Below are 25,744 nucleotides of genomic sequence, written 5' to 3' on the forward strand. Positions count from 1 at the left end.
CCATCACCTGCTTATGAAATGACAACAGCTCGAATTGCACAAACCGTAACTTTACTGCTTGTTCTGCTTAGAAGCTCCTTTGGCCAAGCTAGCAAGCCCGATCACTCGGTGCCAACAAAACCGTTTGTGCTGGGCGTTATTCAGGAAATCCAGTCGACGCAGTTAGCCGAAAAGCGAACGCTAAACATTTACCTGCCCGAAGGTTATAATCCCAACGACACCATCCGCTATCCGGTTATCTACCTGCTCGATGGGTCGGCCGATGAAGATTTTATCCATGTCGTTGGACTTGTCCAGTTCAATACTTTTCCCTGGGTCAACCGCATGCCCAAAACCATCGTTGTAGGCATTGCCAATACAGACCGACGGCGGGATTTTACGTACCCAACCACGCAGGAAAAAGACAAACAACAGTATAAAACAGCCGGGCAATCGGCGAAATTTATCGCATTTCTGGGAACCGAATTACAACCGTACATCAACAAAACCTATAAAACGACCAACGCAAAAACCTTGATTGGTCAATCGCTTGGCGGACTACTCGCCACTGAAATAGTAACGAAAAAACCCTCTTTATTCACACAGTATATAATTATCAGCCCGAGTCTGTGGTGGGATAATGGGTCTTTACTCGAGCAAAAAACGGATGGGCTACAAGCTCAGTTGACGAAGCCCTTGGCTGTGTATATTGGTGTTGGGAAAGAAGGCCTGGGGCCCAGCGATATACCGCACGTTATGGAAGTAGATGCGAATCGATTGGCGGAGAAGTTAACCGCGATTAAAAACAAAAATATACGCGTGTATTTCGATTATCTACCTCAGGAAAACCACGCCACCATTACCCACCAGGCTATTTTTAATGCCTTCCGGCTCTTATACCCCCCTCCCGCTGACAAATAATTTTTTACTTTGTCAGCGGGAGCTTACTAACAAGTTTCAGGAAGCTATTTTTGCGTTCTTTACGACATGACCAGACTGAAAGCAGCCATCATTGGCGGAGGCAATATTGCCGACAAGAATCATATTCCAGCCCTTAAACACCTATCCGACCAGGTCGATCTGGTAGCCGTTTGTAGCCGCGATCTGGCCAAAGCTCGCGCACTAGCCGACTCGCATAACATCCCCCATGCGTTCAACGAGACGACAGAGCTGTACCAGCAGTGTGCTCCCGATATGGTGGTTATCTGTACGCCCAATTCCCTCCATCATCCGCAAACAATGGAGGCACTAGAACAGGGGTGCCACGTTTTTTGTGAAAAACCACCCGCGCTGCATGCGAAACATGCGCGCGAAATGGCCGATCTCGCCCAAAAAAAGGAACGAGTACTGGCCTATAATTTCCAGCTCCGGCAGGCTGGGGAATATGCGTTGTTGATGCGTTGTAAATCGGATGGTTTACTGGGCGATATTTACCATATTAAAGCGTCCTTTGTGCGTCGTCGGGGCATTCCGGGCTGGGGTTATTTTACCAACAAAGCGATGCAGGGGGGTGGCGCTCTGATAGACCTGGGCGTTCATGTTCTTGACCTGGCTCTTTATGCACTGGGGTATCCTTCGCCCGACCAGGTTGTCGGGAATACGTACGATTTTATTGGTAAGGCAGGCGGAAAAGGCTTATTGGGCCAGTGGAACCCCGATACGTTCGAGGTTGAAGATGCCGCAACAGCCTATCTGACGTTTCCGAACAAAGCCTCTATTATGCTATCGGCTTCATTCGCCCTGAACATGGAAGCCGAAAAAGAACGAAACCTGGAAGTATTTGGCTCCAAAGGTGGCGCAAAGCTGTTTCCGTTTTCACTGCATACCGAACTGGCTGGTGAACTAGCCGATGTACGATTTCCGTTTCTGGAAGACATCGATATTCAACTCCAAAACACCAAAGCGTTTCTGGATGCCTGTACCGGAAAACCATCCAACGTCTGTACGGCCAAGCAGGGCGCTATTTTACAGGAAATCGTTGAACGAATTTATCAGTCGGCAGAACGGTAAACCGTTACGGCAACCCGACTGATTGATCAGGCTCAACCTTGAAAAACGTATTTCGCCCCTTGTCTCTCCATATGTTAGATCTAATTATTGATGCACGCCCGGCCTCTTTAGGCAATGGATTCAATGTCCGGCGTATACTCCCCTACCGACTTCGACGGATGCTAGGGCCGTTTATTTTTATGGATCATGGAGGGCCAGTCAATTTTACGGCCGAGCAGGCTCCTGGCATGGATGTACTTCCTCATCCACACATTGGCTTGTCTACGGTGAGTTATCTGTTTGATGGGCAGGTTACCCACCGAGATAGCCTGGGTGTCGAACAGATCATCCGGCCCGGCGAAGTAAACTGGATGACAGCCGGACGAGGAATTGCCCATTCGGAGCGTTTTGAAGATCCGGTAACCTTGGCGGGTGGGCGACTGGAAATGATTCAGACGTGGGTGGCCCTACCCGAAACCCACGAAGAGGATACTCCAAGCTTCGAAAATTATCAGCCGCACGAACTCCCTATTTTCACAGATACAGGCGTTTGGTTGCGATTGATTGCCGGTGATGCCTTTGGGCTGACCAACCATGTTACTACCCATTCGCCCCTATTTTACGCCCATGTCGTTTTACAACCCGGTACTCCCTTTGGCTTACCTGTCGGTTATCCGGAGCGCGGGGCTTACGTAGCCAAAGGTACAGTAGAAGTAAATGGCCATCGGTACGGAGCCGGTCAATTGCTGGTATTTACGCGGGGCATCGATCCAGTGATAACGGCTATCGAACCCGCTACGATCATGCTACTGGGGGGCGAACCGCTGGGCGAACGATTTATTTGGTGGAACTTTGTTTCATCCCGGAAAGAGCGGATTGAACAGGCTAAAGCCGACTGGGAAGCTGGCCGAATCGCTTTGCCTCCCAACGACAACCAAGTATTTATTCCACTTCCACACGATCAGTCTAAACCGGCAGGCTCAGGAACGCCCCCTCCTCAGCCGTTATCATAAGCTCACCGTTTACTCCGTTGTTTCAATCGTTTTTCCAGACGGATGACATGTAGGGTAAGCTCTTCTATTTTCTGAAGCAGGATGGCATTCATCTGTACCAGATCAACCCCTTCTTTCTGAACGGTTTCGGCACTGGGCACCTCGGGTAAATGACCATGCTGGTGAATAAACCGCTCGGTTTGAGCCAGTGATCGAAGCCGGTAATTGCGTGCAAAGACACGATCGGCCCACTGATTTGGTGAGTTAATTTGTAGACGTGGGCGACCTAATACCACCTCGCCCGATGCATTGACGGTTAGAAAGTTATTAGTTGATACAACGGGCTTGTCTTGATCGGTAAGGGTCTCCAACCGTAGCCCCGACTCTCCATTTTTCTCACCGACTACATGTAGTCGGGCTGTTGGGGTAGATGTCCCTACGCCTACGTTGGCACCATTACCCAGCACAAGCGCATTGCTGGCACCAACCCGAGCTCCGTACCCAATAGCCGTGGCATTGTATAGAGGGATGTTACCGGCCAGTACGTCGGCTTCCGTTCCTAAAAACGTATTTCCCCGGCCCTGATCGTTTCGTCCTGTATTGTAGCCTAGAAAAACGTTATTGTCGGAGTTAAATGTAGCAGGACCAGCTCCTCGACCTACAATAGTGTTATTACTACCTGTTTGATTACCTCCTCCAGTACAGGCTCCAACAAATACATTGTTCAGCCCCGAGGTATTGGCTAACCCGGCGCATGACCCAATAAAGGTGTTGCCATCGGATATAGTCCCGAATCCAGCCTGACTACCGACAAAGGTGTTTGACGAAGCTGTAAGACTGGCGTAGCCCGAAGCAGTCCCTACAAATGTATTCTGGTTGCCCCCGCTAGCTACAAAACCGGCCGCCGAGCCTACAAATGTATTGGCCGATCCTGACACAGTACCGGAGCCGGCATCATAGCCAATAAACGTGTTATTAGTAGCGTTAAGCGAAAGAGCAGCCCCTGAATTACCGGCACCGACTACGGTATTGAAAGACCCAGTTGCAGAGCCACTTTGTACAGGTGAGTTTAGAATGACGGTAGTTTGGGCGTAGATCGATCCTGTGAAGAAACAATTGGCCAGGAAAACGTACAGATTGAGCTTCATGGTTTTGATGCGTTTCTAGTCATTCGATTAAATATGAGGAATGGTTGCTCCTGTCCGCTTTTGGGATATTGGGACTAGTATAGCCTTAGTGGATTTTCGGTTACTGCCACTCAATAAGCTCAGTACTAACACCAGACTACACGCCAGCGGAAACCAGTCTGGGTATTTCGTAAACACCGTCAACTTCGTATTGGTCATAAGGGTGACATTACTGGTTGCTTCCTGCTGGCGAGGCAATACGGAAATGACCTGCCCAAAAGGATCTACGTAGCCCGAATAGCCCTGATTGGAGCAACGGGCAATACTCCGGCGATTTTCGATGGCACGCAACTGTGAAAAAGCCAGCAACATACGTGGACCAGGACTATCATAAAACCATCCGTCGTTCATACTAAAAATCAGAAACTCACTCAGGCCATGGTCAGCTGATTTATTAGCCGTCTGATCGCTCCCTACCCGAACCAGACCAGCAATGGTCGACGGATAAAGCTGTTCCCAGCATATAGCTATAGCCACACTGCGGGGATTCTGTTTACGGTCATGAAATTGAAAGACAAAGGGAGCGTCACCCAGTATTATTGATGATTTATTAGGCCGAAGCCACCGGCCCGCCCAGTTCAGCAGGGTTGGCAATCGCTCGCCAAAGACAAGGCTTTTCTGCTTCCGATATACTTTTAGATCATTCGGCGTGAGATGCAACGGGGTGTATACCCGGCTAAGTTCGGGCGTAAATACGAACGCTTCGTTGTAATAATGATTGCTGTCGATCGGTGTCATCAAGCCCGTGGCAAACGGAACATTATAGTATGCTACGTATTGGCGCATGCCCGCAAACAGGGTTGAATCACGCAGTAGTGGTAAAGGGAAAGCCCCTTCAGGCGCCACTACCAGGTCGGGCTCTTGTTCAATAGCCTTTGTCCCCAGCCTGATAAGCCGTTGTATCTTTTGTCCATAATTGACTGGTTTTACCGGTGTATAAGGGTCCTCGTTCGTTTGTAACAAGCCAACGCGTACCGTACTGGGGTGTTTATCGATGACCAGCGTGGGCTGCCAGGACACCAGGGCACTGTAAACGATAGGTGCGGCCAGCCAGGCGCTGACACCTACTATCACTCGCCTGATTATTAACCGCTCCGATAGATCGGTGGACTGGTCAACGATTCGGGCAAGCAGCACATTCATACCGATAAGCCAGGCCAACAAACCCCATTGGCCCGTCAGATCTACGAACTGATTAAGAAACAATAGCCTAGCCTGTGTGTATACAGGGTTCCCAACAGCCAGATTTACATCACTAATGGCAAGCCATAGCCATTCCCATACTGTCCAGGACAGGGGCAACAACAACAGGGCCTTACGCCATCCAAATCGCTGCTGCAAGGAAAAATGAAGGGCCATGGGAATCCACAAAAACAAACTTTGGGTCAGGATAACCGTCGGCACAGCCCAGATTGATACATAACTGAGCCACCAGCAAACCAACGGGGGAATCACCACGAACAACGGCAGCGTAACCCGTACATGCTCGCCAAACGTCTGTACCGAACGCAGCCGCAATAAGACCGGCACCAGGGTAAACCAGGCAAACCAACCCGTTTCGAAGGTGAAGTTCGGCCAGGCTAGCCCGTACAACAGACCCGAGATAAGCCAGGCTGGTAAACGCTTGAGCATGTTCATCGGGGGCAATTGCAGGAATTACTGAACGATGGCGACAAACTGCGTGTGGCCACAATGGCCGAATAGGCCACTGTACTTAAGTCAGCACTCATTGTCGACGGGTTGTAGTTGTCGTAATTAGTGACAACCCAATAGCCTTCTTTCGTCACCCAGCCAATCTGTTGACCTGTTTCGGTGTCGATCAAATTACTGCTCGAGGGGGTAGCTCCTCCCGACGTATCGTAGGTGCGCAAACCGGTCCGGATGGTGTACCGCAGTGCCTGAAACGAGCCGTTAGGCGTATTTAAGGTACCAAACCCATCAAACGTCAGCGTGTCCGATTGGATCGTTTGCAGATCGTCGTCCGGATCATCGTAGAGTATCGTACTGGTAAAATTGTTACCCAGTTTAGCGGGTAGCTGGGAGAAGATCGACGCAGCCGAACTGGTTTCGTAGTCGTTACCTACTTTTCGATCCACTGAATAACCCAGAAAATTCACCGCCGAACCGCCGATCTGATATTGGCGATATCCAATGTAGGCTCGGTTGTTAGCCGTGAATTTAGTCGCGTTGGTTGCCCCGGCTATCCGCAAATTGGCAGGAATGCTGGCCGGAGTCACAAAATCCCGTCGGTCCACCTGATCGAGTTGATACGTCAGGTTGGCAGGCAAAGTCCAAGTCTGGGCATTGACCGGATCGGCCTTACCAATAACCATGTTTAGCGTGCTTTCCGGATCAGAACCGACGTAAGTAAGTAGTGTATTGCCAGGTTGGGCGAATGTATTGAAATCAGTGGCGGTGAGTTCAATAGCTCCGGCAGCCCCCAGTTTAGCCCGCCAGCGCGCTTCTGTACTGGATACGACATTGGCAAAGGCCAGGTCACTCGTCAGGTTTGTCCGCATACTGGCCCAAAGCGTTGCACCAGGCTGATGGTTTCGATCCTTGTTTAAGATATCCAATCCCGGAATCCCCTGCCAGTACTGTCGGAGCAGATTAAAGGTTTGCACTTCATTAGTTCGGCCAGATGAATTAGTAGTTACACAACTTGGGTTGCTGGCAACTGCCATACGGCAGACTGTCAGAATAAGGCATAGAAACAAGCGAAAGGGGCGCATGGCGAAGTCATTAGGAAGAAAGTGTCTTAAAAAAAAAGCTATCAACTAGGTCTATTGGCAGCTGCTGTATTCATAGGTGGGCATATCATAGCTCGTGCTGGTATACACAATTTTTTAGTAAGCACACCCATCCGGATTAGTTGGTGAAACGGCGGAACGGAGCTTACTCTGGGGTTGATAAGTTAGTAGGCTAATCAACAGCCAGTAGTTGTAAAGACATCAATTTCTTTTAGTTGACAGTGTACCTAATTGTGGAGTTGAGCTAAGGCAGGCCAGGCTCCTGCAAAGCCATTTTGTGTGGAAAAAATTATCTGGCACACAATTGTCTACCAGATAAGAAACTATTGGCAACCGCTATATTCATAGGATGTCGTTCCCGAATCATTGGCTAAACCGGTCGTCGTATACGTCCGTTTTGTAACCATACCACTCTGATTAGCTGTCCGTTGGTAAGTATAATCCGTCGTTTTAGTCAGGGTACCCGTGTAATTGCCAGTCATATCATACGGTGAATAGATTTCGACATGGTTGGGGGATGTATTTGGTAGTTTATAGGGCCCGGCGAATTGGAGATTTTCGGTCACCGATGAGGTGAAAGGATTGAGGTACTGATTCTTGAATTTGGTAATATGCGATCGTACGGCTACAAAATTACTGTAAACGGTTCGGCTCATAATCAGACCCTGACTGTCTTTCAGGTCGATTTGGGTGCAGTTGTTCTGACTATCGTAGGTAAAGGTTGAATTATAACCTTCATACAGTTTGTAGGCTGTTCCCGTATTCTGTACTTTTAGGTTACCGATCCGACCCGCTGCGTCGAACGTAACGCCATACTCCCCTAACACCGCCTGCGTAGCATCCACAAGTTGAATTTTGGTAAGCGTACTACCTGAGTAGACGTAGCGGAAGTTCAGGCCATTCAGATTTTGACTAATAATCTTCCCATCGGCGTCATACACATTCGAGTAGAGCGCCGTTTTGGACCCATTCTCATACGACTGAATGGACGTGATCAGGCCACGTGAATCGTAGGAAGGAACGTCGTAGCTCGTGCTGGAGTAAACGATTTTAGTAAGCACACAATCATCTGGATTGGTGGATAGGTTGGCTGGATCTGGCTCATTTTTAGATTGGCAAGCCAACAGGCTAATCAGCAGCACCAGCAAATTTGTAGCAATAAATTTCATCGGTTTGTTAAGGTTTTCCCGTTTGTATAGTAAGTCAATAGGGATTAGGCAAACCTATAAAAAAACGATGAGGGCTTTAAAAATACAGGGTGGACAAAAAGTGGACAATTTATTATATAGCTGACAAATAAGAGTTTACATCTTCCACATCTATTTTTTTCCGGAGTCGATACCGATTCTTTTTAATACTTTCGGCTGAAATACCTAACATAGCAGCCATCTGTCCGGCCGAGAAATGCAGACGAATCATACAGGCCATCTTCAATTCCGTATCGGTTAAGCTGGGGACTTGGCGGAGGAGTCGGTCAATAAACTCTGGATGTAGCTGCTCAAACTTTACCCGAAAATCATCCCATTGTGTATGGGTCAGCATACGAGCCCGATTTAACTGCTCAACTAGCTCATCACTATCCTGGATTTCTTTAAGTTTTAACTGATCCAATTCATTGCTGATCTGGTCGATAAAAGCATTTTTCTGAACCACAGAATCGGCAAAAAAAGTCAACTGCTCGGTGGCGGTCTCTAACTGTAGCATAGCCATTTTCTCCCGAGCTACCAGCAATTGATTATGGTTCCTCAATTGTTTACGCTGGAGATAAATCGCAACAATAATTAGTACTAGCAGAAACGCACCACCCACAATCAACCAACGCTGGTAAGTCAACTCCTGCTCCAGCCGTGCTTTAATCTGTTCGTTTTCTCTGGTTTTGAAGCGCACTTCCAGTTCGCTTATTTTTTGTCGATTCGCCTGGTTAGCTAATAATGTATCCAGAGAAAAATACGTTTTCTGATACTGATAAGCGGCCCGGTAGTTAGCTTGTTTTTCAGCCCATTGAGTCCGGATCAATGCCAGTTCCCGATTATAAAATAAGGAACCAATGGTAGGTAACAACGCTTCAGCCTGCCTGAAATAATCATCAGCTTCGCTAAAGCGATTCAGCCGGGTTAGAGCCGCGCCGATAATAGCAGCCGCCCGCATGATTTGTTCAGGCAATTTTCGAGAACTGGCCAGTGTAAGACCGCGCTCTGCAAACTGGATAGTTTGTTGGTATTTGCCCTGTTCTACCAGAATGCTGGCAGTATTCAGATAGATCCTAATGAGATTAACGGTATCCCGACGTGCATTGGCGGAACGTAATGCCAGATCAAAATACGTCAGCGACTCGTCGAACTGCCGGTTTTCTCCCAATCCCATCGCATAGCTTTGCTGAGCACGACAAATCAGACTGCTATCCCCAGATAGCACCGCATAATTAAGAGCAAATTTCCCATACTGTAGTGCTTTCGTTAAACTATGCTCAAACTGAAAGATTTGCACCAGATTAATATAAGCCTGATATAATTTTTTGTAGTCCTGATATTTTTTGAGTGTCTCAATAGCGCTAAACGTGAGCCGTGTAGCTTGTTTGGAATCCCCCCTTTCGCTGAGAAACCAGGCTAATTGAATCTGTATTTCGGCTCGTTCCAATGGTGAGTGCTGGCCTTTCAGCTTCAATGTATAAAAGTTGACCGAATCTTGCATAGCCGTCTGTGCCAACGTCTTCTGGCCAACTATAAACAGGCCCAGGAATAGGAAACATCTTATATGGGTACCAGAAATAGATGGAGGCACAGCAGGTCAGGAAAAGAATACGATCAATAATAAATGAATACATTTACTTTATTCAATAGGCCTAACGAAATAGATCCTATTGGTATGTATAATAAAAGTTATATAAAAAGTAGACCAAGATTTATTACAAGCACTCACAATAAACAAAATCCTGACTATCAACTAATTATTCATTACTTCAAATAAATATCAGCAAACTATATGTAGATAAAATTACCCGCCTATATCCGAAAATATACTCATAGATATATAGCCGCGATATTCTCTCAGACTGAACAAAACCATACTGAATCGCCTGTCTTCTTAAGTACAGACAGCTGCCAGGCTCAGCCAAAGAATAATTTATGTATTAAGCCATCTATCTAAAATGCAGTCGGAAGTGGTAATACACAAATACCCCTCCGGCCTAAGCTAGAGGGGTATTCAATGCATGTTAACAATAGCAATACTACTGCCTATGACTCGACTTATCACGCTTGACCAACTAGTTGCTCTGAATGCAACCATTCTGGCTTTGTAATCTTTACACGAGCCTTTAACTCGTTGAGCATAGCGTATAAACCATAGTATGTCCGGTTGATGTACAATCCATCCCGGTTGGCCCGTACCACTTTCGAATTGCGTAGCTCTTCCATTTTCGACAAATCTTCGGCAAACGCATACACTTTGTTGAAATACTCGTCGTCGCCGAAATCGAACCAATCGACCGCAAACGGCTTACCCAGCATCTCGATCATTTGCACAAATAGGTCGGAGTAAAACTTCCGTTCCGTTGGCGTGTCCTGCGGTACCAGAAAGCCCAGATTCAGGAACACCTGCTCGGCTACTGGCGGATCAAGTAGTTTATCCGGCCGAAGCAACTGGAAATAGTTATCGTAGAAATAATCGGGAATCACCTTCACACACCCAAAATCAATGACGCCCATCGTTCCATCAGCCCGCATCAGAAAATTACCGGGATGTGGGTCGGCATGAACCTGCCGAAGCGCATGAATCTGATGATCATAAAAATCCCACAGCAGTTGTCCAATGCGATCCCGGACTTCCTGCGATGGATTTGTCGCCAGAAACTCACGCAGATGTAATCCGTCAAGCCAGTCCATAGTTAATATACGTCGGCTCGACAGGTCTGGGTAGTACTTCGGAAACACCAACCCATCAATATGCGAACAGGCATTCGATATTTCGATACTTCGTCGAAGTTCGAGTTCGTAATCGGTCTCCTCCAGGAGTTTACTTTCCACCTCCTGCATGAAATAGTCGATCTGGCGTTCGTCCAGATTGAGTAACCGAACGGCCAGTGGCTTGGCAATTTTCAGATCAGAACTAACAGAATCGGCCACACCGGGGTATTGAATCTTAACGGCCAGCTTTTTCCCTTCTTTCCAGGCCTCATGTACCTGGCCAATACTAGCCGCATTGATGGCATTGATATTGAATGAATCGAACAACTGCGATGGCGATTTCCCGAAATAGGTCCGAAACGTCTTGATGACCAGTGGACCTGATAATGGTGGCGCCGAATATTGTGCCATCGTGAATTTATCCGAATACGCCACCGGTAACAAGCCACGATCCATACTCAGCATCTGCGCCATTTTCAGGGCTGACCCTTTCAATTCGCTCAGTGCTTCATATATATCAGCCGCGTTATCCTTGTGTAACTCCTCACGGGGCAATTCAGGATCAAGCAACTTTTTGCTGTAATGTTTTATATAATTCCCACCAACCTTTACTCCAGCCTTAACAAACTGTGTAGCACGGGCCACTTTGGTGGTAGGAACAGACGTTTGAGTTTTCATGTGGCGTTAATTTCGAATGATTGAGTGCTAGAATAATTGAATAGGCGAAGGCTGGCCATTTAATTCAGTCATTCTATCATTAAACATTCAATCATTTGTTCTGGTACATAAACTTGGCCAGATCGAACAGCGTATCCAGAGGAGATCGCCCAATCAGGTCAAAAGCGGTATTGACTGTCTTTTCGATGGCCGTATCGGTTTTTTCGAAGTTTTTGCTCACATCTCGAACCCAGAAATCAAGCAGATAAAGTGTCTGCCCCCAGAGGGCATCGGGGTAACGATCAGTAATAAACGGCCGAGGTTCAACTTCTTTACTTTCGCGACCTTCGGCCAGCAGATCACGAGCAAAGTCGAAGAATGCGTCTTTAAAGGGTTCTAATACGCGCGATTTCGGTTCGGGTCGCCACGCTCCTGGTCCCAGGCGACGGGTTGCATGCCCTTCACTCCGCAATCGACCAAAACTATAAACGACAAAGCTCCGCTGGGACTTCAGCAACTCAATCCAGGTGTAGTAGAAGGCCAGCAGCTTCTCACGAACGGAGTAACTTTGATAGGTTTGGTCGGCCTCCACAGTCGCTTTCGCTTCATTAAAAAAGGTAGTCCAGACATCGGCTTCGATTGCATCAAATGAAGCATATTCCTTGTAAAAGTCAGCTTCGGCAATCTTGAGTTTTTTCACAAACTGGAAAACGGAGGTGGGCTGTTTTCCAGTTTCCAGGACGTACTCGGTGTACGCCTTGCGGATTTTTTCGAGCGTTTCCATATACTTCTGCAACGGTCTGTCGATCAGAAAAGTTTGTCTGCTCACTCACAAAAATGCTGGACAAATCACCATTTTCATCGTAAATTTATCCCGTACTTATCCTCTTGCTAATCTTCATGAACACACGCCTTTTTTGTTTGCTCCTGACGCTTTTTACTGGATTTGGCTTCTCTATACAGGCTCAGTCGTCGTATGAGATTACAACCGATCAACCAGCTCAATTCAATGGCATTGAATACGGGTATGCAATCCGTAACGAAAGTAAAAAAGAGGTGGGCAGCAAAGGGACGTTTAATCGGTATGAACTAACTGTTTACGTAACGAACAAAAGTGGCTGTACCCGACTATTTTTTCCCCGGCAAACTACATTTGGTTTACAGGATCAGGACTTACTGGCCAATTTCGACTGTGTTAACGCAACGGGTGCCCGATTGACCTCAAAAACGACTACTGTTCGTGCCCGGCCATTCTCGGTTCCGTATTCGACAAGTACGAAAAACGCTGAAGGTAAAGTGGTCACAACGACCATTCAGGTGCAGGCTGGCCACATGCTCGAAAATGGCGAAACCGTTTCCAATAACATCATTGTACTATTGCCCGAAGGCGAACAACCTCAGATGCGTGTTCGGGTTCAGGCCACTGAGACCTCATTGGGGCGTAACTCGTATGTTCGTTAGTATAGATTTATGTACTCCTATTTCATTTTTCTCGAACTTCGCCGTTCTAATTACTTATCGTGTTAAATCCAATCGTAACTATGAACGTATCAGTTCAGTGTCGAATTCTGCGTAGTCTATGCCTTTATGGCAGCCTATTAATAAGTTTGCAGAGCTTTGGTCAATATGGCGGCTATGGTGGATACGGCGGCTATGGTAGTATGGGACGCCGGATGGGCGGTAACTTTAGCCAGGACATGACGGCTACCTCGCGGTCCAATATTCCAAACATTGCGGGCGAACTGGCTCAACGGGAAACGAAGTGGATCAAGGAAAACCTTTCGCCTACCAAAGACCAGCTAAAAGCAATTAAACAACTCAATACCGAATACGGTAACCAGCAGCAATCAGCCATTAAGGATATTATTGGCACCAGTGGCAAACCGACTCCAGAGAGCCGTAAACAGATTGAAGACATGATGCTTATGCTCAATGAAGAGAAGGAAGATAAGCTTAAAGGCATTCTAACACCCGAGCAATGGAGCTTGTATCAGTCGAAAAAGCCTGAAATGCAGAAAGCCGTTGGCGGCTGGCGTCCTTCTGCTCCTAAAGGCACAACCACCCAATCAGATTCGACAGGTACTCCAAAACAATAATCGTGAAAGCAAAACGGTCAGAAAACTAAGTTCTGACCGTTTTGATGAGCACTATACAAGTTTCGTCTTTATTACTCTAAATCAACCACATAAGCCCCCATCTGCCGAACCGAAAAGCAAGTAATTCCCCGTTGGCGGGCATCAGCTAATAGCTTGTCGGTCAAAGGCGTTCGGTTTGAATCATCGAAGATAATATGCCTGGCCACTACTCGCCCATTTAGCTCATCCCACTCCCGCAACGCATTCCGTCGAATAATCAGGTAATCGACCACAGCAGGTAATCGCCAGTGAGAGCGCCCGTTAACTTTATTCGCCAGTAGAATCGTCTTGCCATGCCATACACAAAGGGCCCAATCACGCGACTGATGAAGGCCCGGCATCGAACCTAACGCATCGACAGGCGTACCACTTCGGTTCAGATAAGCCTTTTTCATACTTAAAACGCCCCACTGGCCAAAGGTGTTTTTCAGGTAGAAATCATACGAACGTGCATCGGTACTGTCCAGATCGGTCAGCAGTGTGCTTTGTCGTCCACTCGTCAGACTGACAGCCGTATGGTGCGGTAAAAAATGAACAGCCAACTTCTCCTGATTAGCCTGCTCCGTAATTTCGGCAATAAGTACGACTGCCAATGCTATCGAAGCGAAGCAGGTTGCCCACAAATACGTCCGATTACGTGTTAGCAATAAAGCCGCCCCACAAAAAATAATCCCGTACGTTAGCATCAGAGCGGCTGGTGACAACCAAAGTCCATCCCAGGACGCCCCCGGCAGTGTACTAGTTAACTGAACCGCTTCATTCAGCAACCAAGCAGCTTTTTGAAGCAACCATCCCACTACACTGTTCAAGTACGGCACCCAACTCAAAGCCAGGCAAAGCATTGCCAATGGCAGCAGGATTTCTGACATGATAATCACAACCGGATTGGCTAGTAAAAAATAGGTTGGAAACTGGTGAAAGTAAAAGACCCCGAGTGGAAACGTAATCAGTTGCGCCACCAACGCCACCGCTGTCAGTTCCCAAAGCCGATTTGCCCATGTACTCCGAAACGTAACCGATTGATAAAGCGACGATTGCCAGGCTCCGATGCCAGCCACGGCCAGGTAAGACAACTGAAAGCCAGCCGAAAATAGCGCGTAAGGGTCAAAACATAGAATAAAAAAGGCAGAAGCACCTAGCGTATTCGGCAATAGCTGTTGACGACCTAAAGCGTTGGCTACTATTACCATCGAAAACATCCCAGCCGAACGGAGTACCGGTGGCGAAAAGCCCGTTACAAGGGCATAAAACCACAATATGGTCAATTGCAGGACCGCCATCATAATTTTCCCGCCCTTTCGTTTTGCCAGGAAGCCCAGTAAAAACGTCAGCACTTGAAACAGGATGCCTACATGCAGCCCCGAAACAGACAATATATGTACAGCCCCTGCCGCCGAATACGCTTGGTACTGTTCTGTATCCAGATCGTCACGAACGCCCAGTATCATAGCGTTTACAACTCCAAATTCAGGTCGGGTTCCAATCTGATGGGTCAGTGCGCTGTGGGCCCATCGGTTAACCTGAGTGGCTAGCTGGATAACAGGGTTAGGTGGATCAACCGCCAAAATTTGTCGTTGAAAGGGTCGCAGGTATTGTTGATGGCCTATGTTTCGATAGCTGAGGTACCGTTTGTAATTAAATTCGCCGGGATTAAGTGGAGGATCGATTGGCCGGGGCGGACCAGATACTACCCAGACTTCACCATATGTTGGAAGAGGCTGACCTGCCTTGTCCAGATAGACAATAACCCGGCCACTCAGCGCGTGCCAAACGCTTGTCGTATCCAGTGGGGTTTTCCTTCCTCCAAGTGTTTTATGACTTATCCACTTTCCTTGCTGAATTTCCAGTTCAACCCGATACGTTTTTGCCCGTTCTTCTGGCTGTGCCGAAACCACACCAACATACGCCTGTAGCGAATCGGCAAGATGACTAATGTTGGTGGGTCTGTTGCTGGCGGTACGTTGAAAGGTGATAGCCCATCCCAGCCCTGTCAACATCAATAAAATACCCAATCCAGGCAACGTCTGGACTGGTTTAATAGGTTGATCAGAGTGCTGGAAAAATCCCCTCACGTATAGGCATAGGCCAACAGCCAAAGCACCTACTGGCAGGTAGTGCTCATCTGGCCATAGAACATACAGAACGATGCCAGCTATCAACCCTGCCACATACCGTACAAAGGGTTGCCCGTTCATCGTTTTGAATAGGCGGATGCTGGTAACACCATTTTATAATGCTGTATACCGGCCTCTTCAAACATAGGCCCTATAGCGACAAACCCAAAAGAGGCATAAAGCGGCATCGCCGTGACCTGAGCATGTAAATAAATACGTTCGATGGGTTCCGGTTGCTGACTGAACACACTGTCGAGTACCGCCTGAACCAATGCCCTGCCGACTCCCTTTCCCCGAAATGCGCTTAAAACAGCAAATCGCTCCAGCTTAACACCGTTAGATGTCCGTCGCCAACGAGCCGTACCGCAGGGAGTATCCTCATCGACAGCCAGAAAATGCGTACTACTATCTTCAAATTCATCAAACTCTTCGTCGGGCGAAACATGCTGCTCTTCAACAAACACTTCCCGACGAATAGCAAAGGCCTTTTCAAGATCAGCAGGACTGGAAATGGGTAGAACCGTGATCATAGCAAGTGGATTTTTTTAAGAGAATCGGTTTACGGTTTTCCGTAAATGATCGTCATTGCACAACAAAACGTTTACTAACCGTTTCGCTATCTGTTTTGACCCGAACAATATACATACCTTTTGCCAATCCTGTTACAGGCAGCGTTAACCTTGCGCTGGACGAATTGGCATAACTGGTTGTACGTACCTGACGGCCCGTACCGTCGAATATATCCACCTGAAATGACTGAACTCCCTTGAGCAGAACATCCATTAAGGGAATATCGGTTTGCAAATCACTTTGATACGGATTAGGATATACTTTCACCGTTAGTTGTTCCGACTCAGTCAATGGCGTCGTTATCGACGCGAGTTTTACCACCTTTGCCCGGCGAGGACTCAAAACCAGTACGGACCGCATACGTGCTGCCTGTCCGACTGTAAACATATTCATGCAGGCATCGGGCGAATACATCATATAATTTTCGACCAGATCGCGGGTTTGCTTACCCGCCACACAGGTCGAATAAGTTTGTTTGCAGGATGTAGGCGAAGTGGACCGGTCTTCGGTTAGTGGAGTATCGGCAACATAATCGTCATTACAACCGCCATAATTTCCCCATGGGTGGGAAAGACCCAGCCAATGCCCTATTTCGTGCGAAACGGTTCGCCCTAACATATAATAGGTCCGATTTACAGTACCAATTTGCCGACCAAAGGTTTGGTAATCGATTCGCACACCATCCGTATTTACATTCAAATTTGCCTGCAATCCTTTTAGCGTATCAGCCGCCGTGGGAAACTGTCCATAGCCAATAAAATCTCCCTGGTAATCAGCAACCCAGATATTTAAATACTGATCACTTGGCCAATAGGCAATTTGAGACAGGAGTACATCGTCATTCTGAATATCGAAGGTTGCCTTTGCCGGATAATAGTGCCGGGTAATGCCATTGGTAGGATTACCATTTGGGTCAAGCGTTGCCAGAAAAAACTCAATTCGCGCGTCGGCTCCTAACGAGCTGGTGTTATACCCATTCGTACCCGCCTTCCGTCGGTAATCTTCGTTCAGAACCTGAATTTGTGATAGGATTTGGGCATCCGAAATATTAACATTATTGGTTCCCCCAATAGCCCCAGACGCGGTATTATGCACGACATGAACAACGATCGGAATTCGATACACCGTTGTATCGGCAGCGGTTATCCGTAACGATTTCTGTTCGCTAGCTCTTTGCTCAATGCGTCTGTTAAGCTCCTGAATCAGTTGAAGACGGTTGGGATCACGCTGTTGCAATAGTCGTTCCTGATTGACGACGGCACAACGCCTAATTGTTGAGTCAGAGGATGTTTGTGCGCCTGCAAGTGGCGAAATCAATAAAACAAGCGAACCGATGAGCCAGGTCCAACCGGTTCGCTTGTCGAGAGTCAGGCGATTAATGCCCTGCTTTATCATATGCATTAATAATTTCTCGAACGAGCTTATGACGGACCACATCGCGGCCATCCAGCTCTACGAAGGCAATTCCTTTGATATTTTTAAGAATATCAACTGACTCAACCAGCCCTGACTTTTGTCGGTTGGGTAAGTCAATCTGTGATCGGTCACCCGTAATAATGGCTTTCGATGTGGGACCCATTCTCGTCAGGAACATCTTCATCTGCATCGATGTTGTATTTTGTGCTTCATCAAGCAGAATAAACGCATTGTTCAATGTCCGGCCACGCATGTAAGCCAGTGGTGCAATCTCGATGATCCGGTTTTCGGTATAAAACTTCAGCTTTTCAGCCGGAATCATATCGTCGAGCGCATCGTAAATAGGCCGTAAATATGGGTCGATTTTCTCTTTCAGATCGCCTGGCAAAAAACCTAGGTTCTCCCCTGCTTCGACGGCTGGGCGGGTAATGATAATTTTCTTGACTTCTTTATTCTTTAAGGCCCGCACCGCAATGGCAACAGCCGTATAGGTTTTCCCCGTACCTGCAGGCCCGATAGCAAAGACAAGATCATGTTTCTCAGCAGCCTCCACCAGACGCTTCTGGTTATCAGTTCGGGCACGTACCACCACGCCCCGATTTCCATATACCAGAACCTCATCGTCGTCGGGTAAACTAGGTGGAGACAGTAAGCCCCCAGTAGTCGGTTGACCACTATGACTGATATAATTCTGAACGTTTTCGTGGGTAATTTTACCGTATTTCTGATAATGCTCCAGTAGTGACTCCAGAATGTCACTAATCCGGCTTATCTCAGGCGTGGTTCCCTTAATGCGTATTTCATTACCACGCGAGATAATTTTGCTCATGGGAAAGGCAGCCGCCACTTCCTTGATGTTATTGTTCTCGACACCCAAAAAATCAATGAGTGATATATTGTCGAGAGTGATGACTTTTTCGACCAAACGATGAATAGGTTTAATGTGTGATTCCGAAAAGTAAGCGATTTCTTTACTTGTACAACGCATTTTCTTAAAAATTTATTCGCTCGCCCACTTTTCTTGTTCAACCTATCAGATTGGTACAAATCCCCCTTTTTTTAGGAATAAATACGTATCTTTCTGACGCACAGTTCTTAGTTCATCCCTCTTTCTATGTACGCCAGATCCACGCCGAACCGTTGCTTAAAAACTCTGTTTTTTTTCTGCGCCCTAGTCTCAACATTACCAGAATGTTACGAGCGATTTTCCGTATTGAACTATATACGTTATGTCTGATTCGATTTGCCTTATGAAGCGTTAATTTCGTAAACTTGCGGTGAGACAATGGAGAACAACGCACGCCCGAACCAACACCTTCGTAAACCTTCTGCCTTCGCCGGAGGTCGTCAGCAGGCAGGAAATCACTGGCTCGATACCGGCCTTGGAAAGTTACCACCACAGGCTCTCGACCTCGAAGAAGCCGTTCTGGGTGCCTTAATGATCGAAAAAGATGCATTATCATCTGTTGTTGACATTCTTAAACCTGAGACGTTTTACAAAGAAGCACACCAGCGGATTTACAATGCTATCCTGACGCTTTTTGGCAATTCTGACCCGATCGATTTGTTAACTGTTACGCAACAATTGCGTAAAACAGGTGAAATCGAGATGGTTGGCGGTGCCGGATACGTATCGGAGCTAACCTTCCGGGTCAACTCAGCCGCAAACATTGAATACCATGCCCGGATTGTGTCGGAGCAGGCACTCAAGCGGGCGCTGATTGCCATGTCGTCCACGATTCTGCGCGACGCATACGAAGATACCACCGACGTTTTTGAGCTTCTGGACCGTACCGAGCAATCCCTCTTCAAGATTTCGGAATCGAATATCAAGAAGAACTACGCCGACATGAGTACCATTGTTCGGATGGCGCTCAATGAGCTGGAAACGAAAAAAAATCAGGAAGGTTTAACGGGTGTTCCTTCTGGATTTACTCAACTCGACCGGGTCACTTCGGGCTGGCAACCTACCGAACTTATCATTTTGGCAGCAAGGCCTGCGATGGGAAAAACGGCTTTTGTCGTTTCAGCCCTCCGAAATGCAGCAGTTGACCACGGTAAAGGCGTCGCAATCTTCTCGCTGGAGATGTCGTCCGTACAGTTGGTAAACCGTCTTATTTCAGCAGAAGCAGAGATCGACTCAGAAAAAATTCGGAAAGGGACGCTGGCCCCGCACGAATGGACCCAGTTGCACCATAAAATTCAACGACTGACCGAAGCCCCCATCTTCATCGACGATACCCCTGCCCTCTCCATCCTGGAACTTCGGGCCAAGTGCCGTCGATTGAAAGCGCAGCACGATATCCAGATGGTGGTCATTGACTACCTCCAGCTCATGTCGGGCGATTCATCGGGCCGGGCTGGTGGCAACCGTGAACAGGAAATTGCTTCAATTTCAAGGGCGCTGAAAAACCTGGCAAAAGAACTAAACGTTCCGGTCATTGCACTTTCGCAGTTGAGTCGGGCTGTAGAAACGCGGGGTGGCGATAAGAAACCCCAACTCTCCGACCTTCGGGAATCGGGATCTATCGAGCAGGATGCCGACATGGTCTGCTTCCTGTACCGTCCTGAATATTACAACATTACGCAGGATGAAAACGGCAACTCGACAGTCGGTATTGGCGAAGTGATCATTGCTAAAAACCGAAGTGGCTCGCTCGATACCATTCAGCTACGGTTCATTAACAAGTTCACTAAATTCTGCGACCTCGATTCGTATTTCGAACCTGTTCAGGCGCAAGGATTTGGCGCAAACGTGAATGGCTTAAGTAGTTTCGACGCTCCACCATCGGCAGGAAGCGTTTTCAAAAGTAAGGCCAACGATATGTCGAATTTTGGGAATGCCGATCCAAGTCAGGAAACGCCGTTCTAATAGTACCCATTTCCATTTATCTGCTATTTTTGTCAGGGTTCACAGACTTCATTCTGAAATTCTTATTAATTCCATTCACTCTTTACCAAACAGACTATGAAAGTTGCTGGTATACTGGCTGGTTTACTTCTTTGTTTTGCCTTATCGACCGAAGCGCAATCGTTGCGGGGCCTCGACAAAAGCCCGATGGACATGGCGTATTATCCCGACGATTTTGCTCATGATCGTAAATTTGCCCCCGCTAAAGTGGGCGATAAAGTCTACGCCCGTGTTACCTACAGTCGGCCTGCCAAAAACGGTCGGGACGTGTTTGGCAAACTCATTCCGTATGGTAAAGTATGGCGGGTTGGTGCGAACGAAGCTACCGAAATCAAGTTTTTTACCGATGCTACAATTCAGGGGAAGAAGCTCAAAGCGGGTGTGTATTCGCTATATACGATTCCGAATGAAACAGAGTGGACAATCATTCTGAATTCAGATCTGGACCAATGGGGCGCTTATAGCTACAAACCAGAACTGGATGTATTACGGGTAACAGCTCCTGTTAAAAAGACCGAAAATGTGGTTGAAAATTTTACGATTCAATTTAAAAAAGCAAAAGACACGCCAACCGAGTCAGTCATGATGTTGGCCTGGGATAACGTCTTGATTGAAGTGCCCGTCACTTTTTAACCACTTATCCCAATTCAACAAAAAAGCCGATTCTATGAAAGAATCGGCTTTTTTGTTGAACCTGATTAAACTTATAATATTGTTTCCTGTGTCGGCATAACAAAAATGCTATGGCAACATAAGTTTAAACAGGTTCGTTACTAAACCTCATCAAAAATTCGGCTTAAGCAGATATTTGCTATAAAAATCATCAATAACCTTGACGGCTTCAGTAGGCGTATCAACCACATTGATCAGTTTCATATCCTCCGGGTTGATATTATGTTCTTCGCCCAGCATCACATTGTTGATCCAGTCGATAAGCCCCTGCCAATAGGATCGGCCAACCAGCACAATGGGGAAGCGGGCAATTTTTCGGGTTTGAATCAATGTCATCGCTTCAAAGAGCTCGTCGAGCGTACCCATACCACCGGGCATGACCACAAATCCCTGTGCATACTTAACGAACATCACTTTCCGGACAAAGAAAAAATCGAAGTTAATGCTTTTGTCAGGATCTATATAAATATTGCTATGCTGCTCAAATGGCAGTTTGATATTCAGTCCAACCGATTTACCACCCTGCTCAAAGGCACCTTTATTACCGGCTTCCATAATCCCTGGCCCTCCTCCAGTAATGACTCCATAACCATGCCGCACCAATTTGGCCGCAATCTCTTCGGTCATTTTGTAATATTTATTATCGGGTTTAGTACGAGCAGAACCAAATATCGATACGCAGGGGCCAATTTTAGCTAATTTGTCAAAGCCTTCAACAAATTCGGCCATTACTTTAAAAATCACCCACGAGTCGGCCGTTTTTATTTCATTCCAGTCATGGTCCGTAAACGCTTCTTTTATACGTTGTTCATCGGGGGTAAGGAGTAACTCGTCGCGCTTAGGTAAATCTGTAGCAATGCGTTCGGTGCTCTGCGCTTCAGAGCGGTGAACATTTTCTTTTGTTTCTTCCATTTACATCAATAAAAAAGGCAGTGGGCGCGAAACGTACTCACTAGTTAAACACTACAAAACCCGCACAACTTACTCAAAAACTCCATTCAAGCTAAATTAGAGTTGCTTTTTCAAGAGGGCGGATTTTTATAACGATTGTTTGGGGTAAAACGTTTCGTATAAATTAAGCCTTAGTTGCTTTTACCTAAATACCTATATGCTTTTTATACGTCAATAACCTATCGCCGAAAACCACTTTTACCAAATTTCATTCAATTTCTATATATTCCTTTTTGGATTTGCCATCAATCATCGCATTGGTTGTAAAAAAACCGAACTTATGGTCCATTTTCACTAAAAAATTCCTAATTTTGCGCTCTGATTTTCACGAACCGACAAAAATTTAGTTTATACAATCATGGCAGTAACAGAATTAAAGCGCAAAGCTCGTCGGAACCGGGCAATTGCTAACAATAAAACGAATGCGATTAAGCAACTGCTCCGCAAGCCTACCATTAAGAATGTAGATGTAGACGCCATCAAAGCATCGTTTGCGGAGAAGAAAGCAGCCTAACATAACGACTGACTTTTTTACGAAAAATCGTTCTTACTTTGCCTCGCTTTTCCCAAGCGGGGCTTTTCGTTTTTGGAGTACACGTGCCCACTCCCGGTCCCGCTTTTTGAGTTCACGGCGTACAAACCGACGATAGTCGATCTGAACCCGGTAGCGAACGGCCTGCCCAAACAGCAATAATCCGCCATTGATAAGAATGAGGCTATACGTTCCCCATAAAAACCATTGCCGAAAAGGCGACCCTGACTGATGCGCTTCGGCAGCAACGCTAAACACACACAGGCCTATGCTAAACAGGATTAGCCCCAATGAGACAACAATCAGTCCCTTCGTACGGGTACTCATGCGTTTAACTAAACGTTGGCCGGGCGGTTTGGCAAGCTTGGTCATCAGATTAGGAGGCTTTTAGTATATTAACACATGACGAACCGTTTTCGTTGACAAGTGCTACTTATTTGGCGAATATAACGAGTTTACAGACTTTTCATTCGTGGTTGCAGCAACGAACCAGAGAAAATGAAAAATCGGTAACCGCGTAACTCAGTTCCTATACGTTTTATAGTTAAGATGGGTATTCAATACTGGCTCCAGTCTCTCTAAACTCTTTCGGCTCCCGTATCCGTTTCCATCCCTCGCTTAAAAAGCCAATACCATAGCCGAGCAACTGTATGAAGGCGGCCTCCACACTCAATACGCCAATTTTCAGGCTCTTTTCTTTTCGAGTAGCGTCAATTAGGATAAGCAACGCGATCAGCCCTACTAAACCAATTGCTATCCCAAACAGAATGGGGCTGATCAGTGCCCACAGCGGAATTGACAAAACAAATAGTGTAAACAAAGCCGGAATGGCATGCACCAGCTTTAGTTCGCCGGGATAATACCGCGAAATATTGATTCTAGCTCGCCCAAAAAAGCGGAGTTGCCGAAAGAACTGGCCAAAATCGGTTCTGCGTTTGTGATAGATAAACGCGTCGGGAATCAGACCCGTACGGAACCCATTTTCGATGATACGAATAGCAAATTCAATATCTTCGCCCATCCGTGTCAGTTTATATCCTCCGATCGTCTCCCATACGTTACGAGAAAGTCCCATATTGAAACTTCGGGGATGGTAAGTTCCTCCAAGATTTTTCTTACTGCCCCGTATTCCCCCTGTTGTAAAGGGTGATGTCATCGAATAGCTAATTGCCCGCTGTATAGGCGTAAAATCAGGATGGGCTTTATCAGGCCCGCCATAGGCATCCAGCTTATCCTGACTAATGCGCTCATTCACAATGGCAAAATAATGGTCTGGAACAAGCGCGTCGGAATCAAAAATAACGAAATAATCCCCTCTGGCGCGTTCAAAACCGTAGTTTCGGGTAAATCCCTGCCCTGAATTAGGTTTAAAGAAATACCGTATAGCTAACCGGTCACGGAACGTGTTGACTACTTCATCAGCTTTGTCCCGTGAACCATCTTCAATCACAAGCACTTCAAACTGGTCATACGTCTGTTTCGTCAGGCTCTCCAAAAGCTCGCGTAACTCGTCCGGGCGATTGTAAACGGGTATGATAACGGAAAAGAACATCAAGCAGCAAGAGTAAAGTATGAAAGGTGAAGAATGGAAAAGCTTAGTTAGAAACTTGTTTAAACTTTTGTTCACTCTTTACCTTTCATGCCTAATTATTTATCGCTTCCAGGAGACTTTCTTCGTTGGCCTGAATGATCTGATCCACTAGGTCGTCGGTTAAGGCAATTGATAGGAACAGACTTTCGAACTGCGATGGAGCCAAATAGACGCCACGGTCCAGCATCGCGTGAAAATACCGGCCAAACTGGGGTACATCACAGGACTTGGCATCCGAAAAGTTCGAAACGGGCCGCTCAGTCATAAACAGGGTAAACATGGAGCCGATATGGTTGATGGTGTAGTTTACCCCCGCTTTCTGTAAGCCCTTACGAAATCCATTCACGAGTTTATCCCCAATGGTTTCCAGGCGTGTATAAACCTCAGGATGTTCATTCAGATAGTGCAGCATCGCCATACCGGCCGACATAGCAATCGGATTACCAGATAATGTACCAGCCTGATAAATAGGTCCAGCCGGTGATACCTGGTTCATAATATCAGCCCGGCCACCATAAGCCCCGACTGGCATACCGCCCCCAATGATCTTCCCCATTGTGGTCAGATCGGGCTTGATGCCAAAGCGTTCTTGTGCGCCCCCTTTTGCCAGACGAAATCCGGTCATCACCTCGTCAAAAATCAGTAAAGCTCCGTATTTGTCGCATAGCGAGCGAATGCCTTCCAGAAAGCCAGGCTCTGGCAATACGCATCCCATATTACCGACAACTGGCTCCAGAATAACCGCAGCTACCTGATTCTGATTATTTTCCAGCAAGGTCTCTACAGCCGCCAAATCGTTGTATGGAGCTGTCAGTGTATCAGCGGCTGTCGCTTTCGTTACACCGGGACTGTCTGGCACGCCCATCGTCATGGCACCACTACCAGCCGCAATCAGAAACGAATCGCCATGGCCGTGGTAACAGCCTTCAAACTTGATAATTTTATCTCGTCCGGTAAACCCTCTGGCCACTCGGATAGCGGCCATTGTTGCTTCCGTACCCGAATTAACCATTCGAACCTTCTCGACTGAAGGTACCATTGCCGTAATCAATTCGGCCATTTCAACTTCTTTACGTGTCGGCGCCCCAAACGAAAATGAGTACTGAATCGCATCACGCACCGCCTTTTCGACTGGTTCAAAGGCGTGCCCCAGAATCATCGGCCCCCACGAATTTATTAATTCAATATACTGACGCCCGTCTTCATCATAGAGGTAAGGGCCCTTAGCCGATTTGATAAACAGTGGAGATCCGCCAACTGCCCGGAAAGCACGCACAGGTGAGTTTACCCCACCCGGAATAAGCGTTTTCGCCTTTTCAAATAATTGTTCGCTCGTTGTCATTTTTACGAATGATAGAATGATTGCGTGATAAAATGATTGAATAGTTATATC

Annotated in this window: 23 protein-coding genes; 8 read left to right on the top strand and 15 right to left on the bottom strand. The window is 47.0% G+C overall.

Annotated features, from left to right (window positions below):
* Nucleotides 1–18 precede the first annotated feature (18 nt).
* The 3 genes from B5M13_RS15775 (at nt 19) to B5M13_RS15785 (ending at nt 2,981) form a co-directional block, all read left to right on the top strand.
* Complete coding sequence (locus tag B5M13_RS15775; protein ID WP_080059950.1) at nt 19–900, top strand: alpha/beta hydrolase; 882 nt, start codon at nt 19–21, stop codon at nt 898–900.
* A 66-nt stretch (nt 901–966) separates the two neighbouring features.
* Complete coding sequence (locus B5M13_RS15780; RefSeq protein ID WP_080056584.1) at nt 967–1,989, top strand: Gfo/Idh/MocA family protein; 1,023 nt, start codon at nt 967–969, stop codon at nt 1,987–1,989.
* Nucleotides 1,990–2,060: 71 nt separating this feature from the next.
* Nucleotides 2,061–2,981, top strand: a complete 921-nt coding sequence (locus tag B5M13_RS15785) for a pirin family protein (RefSeq protein WP_080056585.1) — start codon at nt 2,061–2,063, stop codon at nt 2,979–2,981.
* A 2-nt stretch (nt 2,982–2,983) separates the two neighbouring features.
* Here the strand turns inward: B5M13_RS15785 and B5M13_RS15790 are convergent, their stop codons facing one another.
* The 7 genes from B5M13_RS15790 to B5M13_RS15820 form a co-directional block, all read right to left on the bottom strand.
* Nucleotides 2,984–4,108, bottom strand: coding sequence for a hypothetical protein (locus B5M13_RS15790; protein WP_080056586.1), 1,125 nt, complete (start codon nt 4,106–4,108; stop codon nt 2,984–2,986).
* Between the two features lie 27 nt (nt 4,109–4,135).
* A complete protein-coding gene (gene lnt, locus B5M13_RS15795; protein WP_170061137.1) occupies nt 4,136–5,779 on the bottom strand; it encodes an apolipoprotein N-acyltransferase in 1,644 nt (547 codons plus the stop codon).
* Between the two features lie 2 nt (nt 5,780–5,781).
* Nucleotides 5,782–6,879 (bottom strand): hypothetical protein, encoded by a 1,098-nt coding sequence (locus B5M13_RS15800; protein WP_155297257.1) that lies wholly within the window; start codon nt 6,877–6,879, stop codon nt 5,782–5,784.
* 341 nt (nt 6,880–7,220) lie between these two features.
* Nucleotides 7,221–8,066, bottom strand: a complete 846-nt coding sequence (locus tag B5M13_RS15805) for a hypothetical protein (protein WP_080056589.1) — start codon at nt 8,064–8,066, stop codon at nt 7,221–7,223.
* Nucleotides 8,067–8,178: 112 nt separating this feature from the next.
* Nucleotides 8,179–9,588 (bottom strand): tetratricopeptide repeat protein, encoded by a 1,410-nt coding sequence (locus tag B5M13_RS15810; RefSeq protein WP_080056590.1) that lies wholly within the window; start codon nt 9,586–9,588, stop codon nt 8,179–8,181.
* A gap of 560 nt (nt 9,589–10,148) precedes the next feature.
* Nucleotides 10,149–11,480, bottom strand: coding sequence for an ABC1 kinase family protein (locus tag B5M13_RS15815; protein WP_080056591.1), 1,332 nt, complete (start codon nt 11,478–11,480; stop codon nt 10,149–10,151).
* A gap of 91 nt (nt 11,481–11,571) precedes the next feature.
* A complete protein-coding gene (locus tag B5M13_RS15820; RefSeq protein ID WP_080056592.1) occupies nt 11,572–12,243 on the bottom strand; it encodes a hypothetical protein in 672 nt (223 codons plus the stop codon).
* Between the two features lie 116 nt (nt 12,244–12,359).
* Here B5M13_RS15820 and B5M13_RS15825 point away from each other — a divergent pair, with 116 nt between their 5' ends.
* Entirely contained in the window at nt 12,360–12,920 is a 561-nt protein-coding gene (locus B5M13_RS15825; protein ID WP_080056593.1) for an ABC transporter permease, read from the top strand.
* Between the two features lie 80 nt (nt 12,921–13,000).
* Entirely contained in the window at nt 13,001–13,555 is a 555-nt protein-coding gene (locus B5M13_RS15830; protein WP_080056594.1) for a hypothetical protein, read from the top strand.
* A gap of 71 nt (nt 13,556–13,626) precedes the next feature.
* Here the strand turns inward: B5M13_RS15830 and B5M13_RS15835 are convergent, their stop codons facing one another.
* From B5M13_RS15835 to B5M13_RS15850, 4 genes are read right to left on the bottom strand one after another with little or no spacing between them, the layout of a single operon-like run.
* Nucleotides 13,627–15,789: a ComEC/Rec2 family competence protein gene (locus B5M13_RS15835; RefSeq protein WP_080056595.1), complete on the bottom strand. Its 2,163-nt coding sequence runs from the start codon at nt 15,787–15,789 to the stop codon at nt 13,627–13,629.
* The gene (locus tag B5M13_RS15840) at nt 15,786–16,238 is read right to left on the bottom strand and encodes a GNAT family N-acetyltransferase (RefSeq protein WP_080056596.1); all 453 of its coding nucleotides are present in this window, start codon (nt 16,236–16,238) and stop codon (nt 15,786–15,788) included. The genes B5M13_RS15835 and B5M13_RS15840 overlap by 4 nt, the downstream gene beginning before the upstream one ends.
* A 52-nt stretch (nt 16,239–16,290) precedes the next feature.
* Entirely contained in the window at nt 16,291–17,673 is a 1,383-nt protein-coding gene (locus B5M13_RS15845) for a M43 family zinc metalloprotease (RefSeq protein WP_080056597.1), read from the bottom strand.
* The gene (locus tag B5M13_RS15850; RefSeq protein ID WP_080059951.1) at nt 17,654–18,619 is read right to left on the bottom strand and encodes a PhoH family protein; all 966 of its coding nucleotides are present in this window, start codon (nt 18,617–18,619) and stop codon (nt 17,654–17,656) included. The genes B5M13_RS15845 and B5M13_RS15850 overlap by 20 nt, the downstream gene beginning before the upstream one ends.
* A 360-nt stretch (nt 18,620–18,979) precedes the next feature.
* Between B5M13_RS15850 and dnaB the strand changes: the two genes are divergently transcribed.
* Together dnaB and B5M13_RS15860 are read left to right on the top strand one after the other, a co-directional pair.
* Nucleotides 18,980–20,566, top strand: a complete 1,587-nt coding sequence (gene dnaB, locus B5M13_RS15855) for a replicative DNA helicase (RefSeq protein ID WP_080056598.1) — start codon at nt 18,980–18,982, stop codon at nt 20,564–20,566.
* A 96-nt stretch (nt 20,567–20,662) separates the two neighbouring features.
* Nucleotides 20,663–21,238 (top strand): DUF2911 domain-containing protein, encoded by a 576-nt coding sequence (locus B5M13_RS15860; RefSeq protein WP_080056599.1) that lies wholly within the window; start codon nt 20,663–20,665, stop codon nt 21,236–21,238.
* 150 nt (nt 21,239–21,388) lie between these two features.
* On the opposite strand, the gene B5M13_RS15865 is transcribed toward B5M13_RS15860, so the two are convergent.
* Complete coding sequence (locus tag B5M13_RS15865) at nt 21,389–22,189, bottom strand: LOG family protein (protein ID WP_020598224.1); 801 nt, start codon at nt 22,187–22,189, stop codon at nt 21,389–21,391.
* Nucleotides 22,190–22,586: 397 nt separating this feature from the next.
* On the opposite strand from B5M13_RS15865, the gene B5M13_RS33725 reads away from it, so the two are divergent.
* Nucleotides 22,587–22,742: a hypothetical protein gene (locus B5M13_RS33725; protein WP_170061138.1), complete on the top strand. Its 156-nt coding sequence runs from the start codon at nt 22,587–22,589 to the stop codon at nt 22,740–22,742.
* Nucleotides 22,743–22,775: 33 nt separating this feature from the next.
* Here B5M13_RS33725 and B5M13_RS15870 read toward each other — a convergent pair whose 3' ends face one another.
* From B5M13_RS15870 to hemL, 3 genes are all read right to left on the bottom strand, one after another.
* Nucleotides 22,776–23,132, bottom strand: a complete 357-nt coding sequence (locus B5M13_RS15870; protein WP_080056600.1) for a hypothetical protein — start codon at nt 23,130–23,132, stop codon at nt 22,776–22,778.
* 172 nt (nt 23,133–23,304) lie between these two features.
* Complete coding sequence (locus tag B5M13_RS15875; RefSeq protein ID WP_080056601.1) at nt 23,305–24,312, bottom strand: glycosyltransferase; 1,008 nt, start codon at nt 24,310–24,312, stop codon at nt 23,305–23,307.
* A 91-nt stretch (nt 24,313–24,403) separates the two neighbouring features.
* Nucleotides 24,404–25,693, bottom strand: a complete 1,290-nt coding sequence (gene hemL, locus B5M13_RS15880) for a glutamate-1-semialdehyde 2,1-aminomutase (protein ID WP_080056602.1) — start codon at nt 25,691–25,693, stop codon at nt 24,404–24,406.
* Nucleotides 25,694–25,744 lie beyond the last annotated feature (51 nt).

The sequence above is a fragment of the Spirosoma aerolatum genome, assembly GCF_002056795.1.
In the GTDB taxonomy this organism is placed as follows: domain Bacteria; phylum Bacteroidota; class Bacteroidia; order Cytophagales; family Spirosomataceae; genus Spirosoma; species Spirosoma aerolatum.

Excerpts from the sequence above, each read along its gene's own strand:
- B5M13_RS15825 (WP_080056593.1), top strand. The coding sequence starts at position 12,360 with ATGAACACACGCCTTTTTTGTTTGCTCCTGACGCTTTTTACTGGATTT.
- B5M13_RS15865 (WP_020598224.1), bottom strand. The coding sequence starts at position 22,189 with ATGGAAGAAACAAAAGAAAATGTTCACCGCTCTGAAGCGCAGAGCACC.
- B5M13_RS15805 (WP_080056589.1), bottom strand. The coding sequence starts at position 8,066 with ATGAAATTTATTGCTACAAATTTGCTGGTGCTGCTGATTAGCCTGTTG.
- B5M13_RS15775 (WP_080059950.1), top strand. The coding sequence starts at position 19 with ATGACAACAGCTCGAATTGCACAAACCGTAACTTTACTGCTTGTTCTG.
- B5M13_RS15820 (WP_080056592.1), bottom strand. The coding sequence starts at position 12,243 with ATGGAAACGCTCGAAAAAATCCGCAAGGCGTACACCGAGTACGTCCTG.
- B5M13_RS15790 (WP_080056586.1), bottom strand. The coding sequence starts at position 4,108 with ATGAAGCTCAATCTGTACGTTTTCCTGGCCAATTGTTTCTTCACAGGA.
- B5M13_RS15785 (WP_080056585.1), top strand. The coding sequence starts at position 2,061 with ATGTTAGATCTAATTATTGATGCACGCCCGGCCTCTTTAGGCAATGGA.
- B5M13_RS15870 (WP_080056600.1), bottom strand. The coding sequence starts at position 23,132 with ATGACCAAGCTTGCCAAACCGCCCGGCCAACGTTTAGTTAAACGCATG.
- B5M13_RS15780 (WP_080056584.1), top strand. The coding sequence starts at position 967 with ATGACCAGACTGAAAGCAGCCATCATTGGCGGAGGCAATATTGCCGAC.
- lnt (WP_170061137.1), bottom strand. The coding sequence starts at position 5,779 with ATGCTCAAGCGTTTACCAGCCTGGCTTATCTCGGGTCTGTTGTACGGG.
- B5M13_RS15830 (WP_080056594.1), top strand. The coding sequence starts at position 13,001 with ATGAACGTATCAGTTCAGTGTCGAATTCTGCGTAGTCTATGCCTTTAT.
- B5M13_RS15840 (WP_080056596.1), bottom strand. The coding sequence starts at position 16,238 with ATGATCACGGTTCTACCCATTTCCAGTCCTGCTGATCTTGAAAAGGCC.
- B5M13_RS15810 (WP_080056590.1), bottom strand. The coding sequence starts at position 9,588 with ATGCAAGATTCGGTCAACTTTTATACATTGAAGCTGAAAGGCCAGCAC.
- hemL (WP_080056602.1), bottom strand. The coding sequence starts at position 25,693 with ATGACAACGAGCGAACAATTATTTGAAAAGGCGAAAACGCTTATTCCG.
- B5M13_RS15845 (WP_080056597.1), bottom strand. The coding sequence starts at position 17,673 with ATGATAAAGCAGGGCATTAATCGCCTGACTCTCGACAAGCGAACCGGT.
- dnaB (WP_080056598.1), top strand. The coding sequence starts at position 18,980 with ATGGAGAACAACGCACGCCCGAACCAACACCTTCGTAAACCTTCTGCC.
- B5M13_RS15815 (WP_080056591.1), bottom strand. The coding sequence starts at position 11,480 with ATGAAAACTCAAACGTCTGTTCCTACCACCAAAGTGGCCCGTGCTACA.
- B5M13_RS33725 (WP_170061138.1), top strand. The coding sequence starts at position 22,587 with ATGGCAGTAACAGAATTAAAGCGCAAAGCTCGTCGGAACCGGGCAATT.
- B5M13_RS15835 (WP_080056595.1), bottom strand. The coding sequence starts at position 15,789 with ATGAACGGGCAACCCTTTGTACGGTATGTGGCAGGGTTGATAGCTGGC.
- B5M13_RS15800 (WP_155297257.1), bottom strand. The coding sequence starts at position 6,879 with ATGCGCCCCTTTCGCTTGTTTCTATGCCTTATTCTGACAGTCTGCCGT.
- B5M13_RS15875 (WP_080056601.1), bottom strand. The coding sequence starts at position 24,312 with ATGTTCTTTTCCGTTATCATACCCGTTTACAATCGCCCGGACGAGTTA.
- B5M13_RS15860 (WP_080056599.1), top strand. The coding sequence starts at position 20,663 with ATGAAAGTTGCTGGTATACTGGCTGGTTTACTTCTTTGTTTTGCCTTA.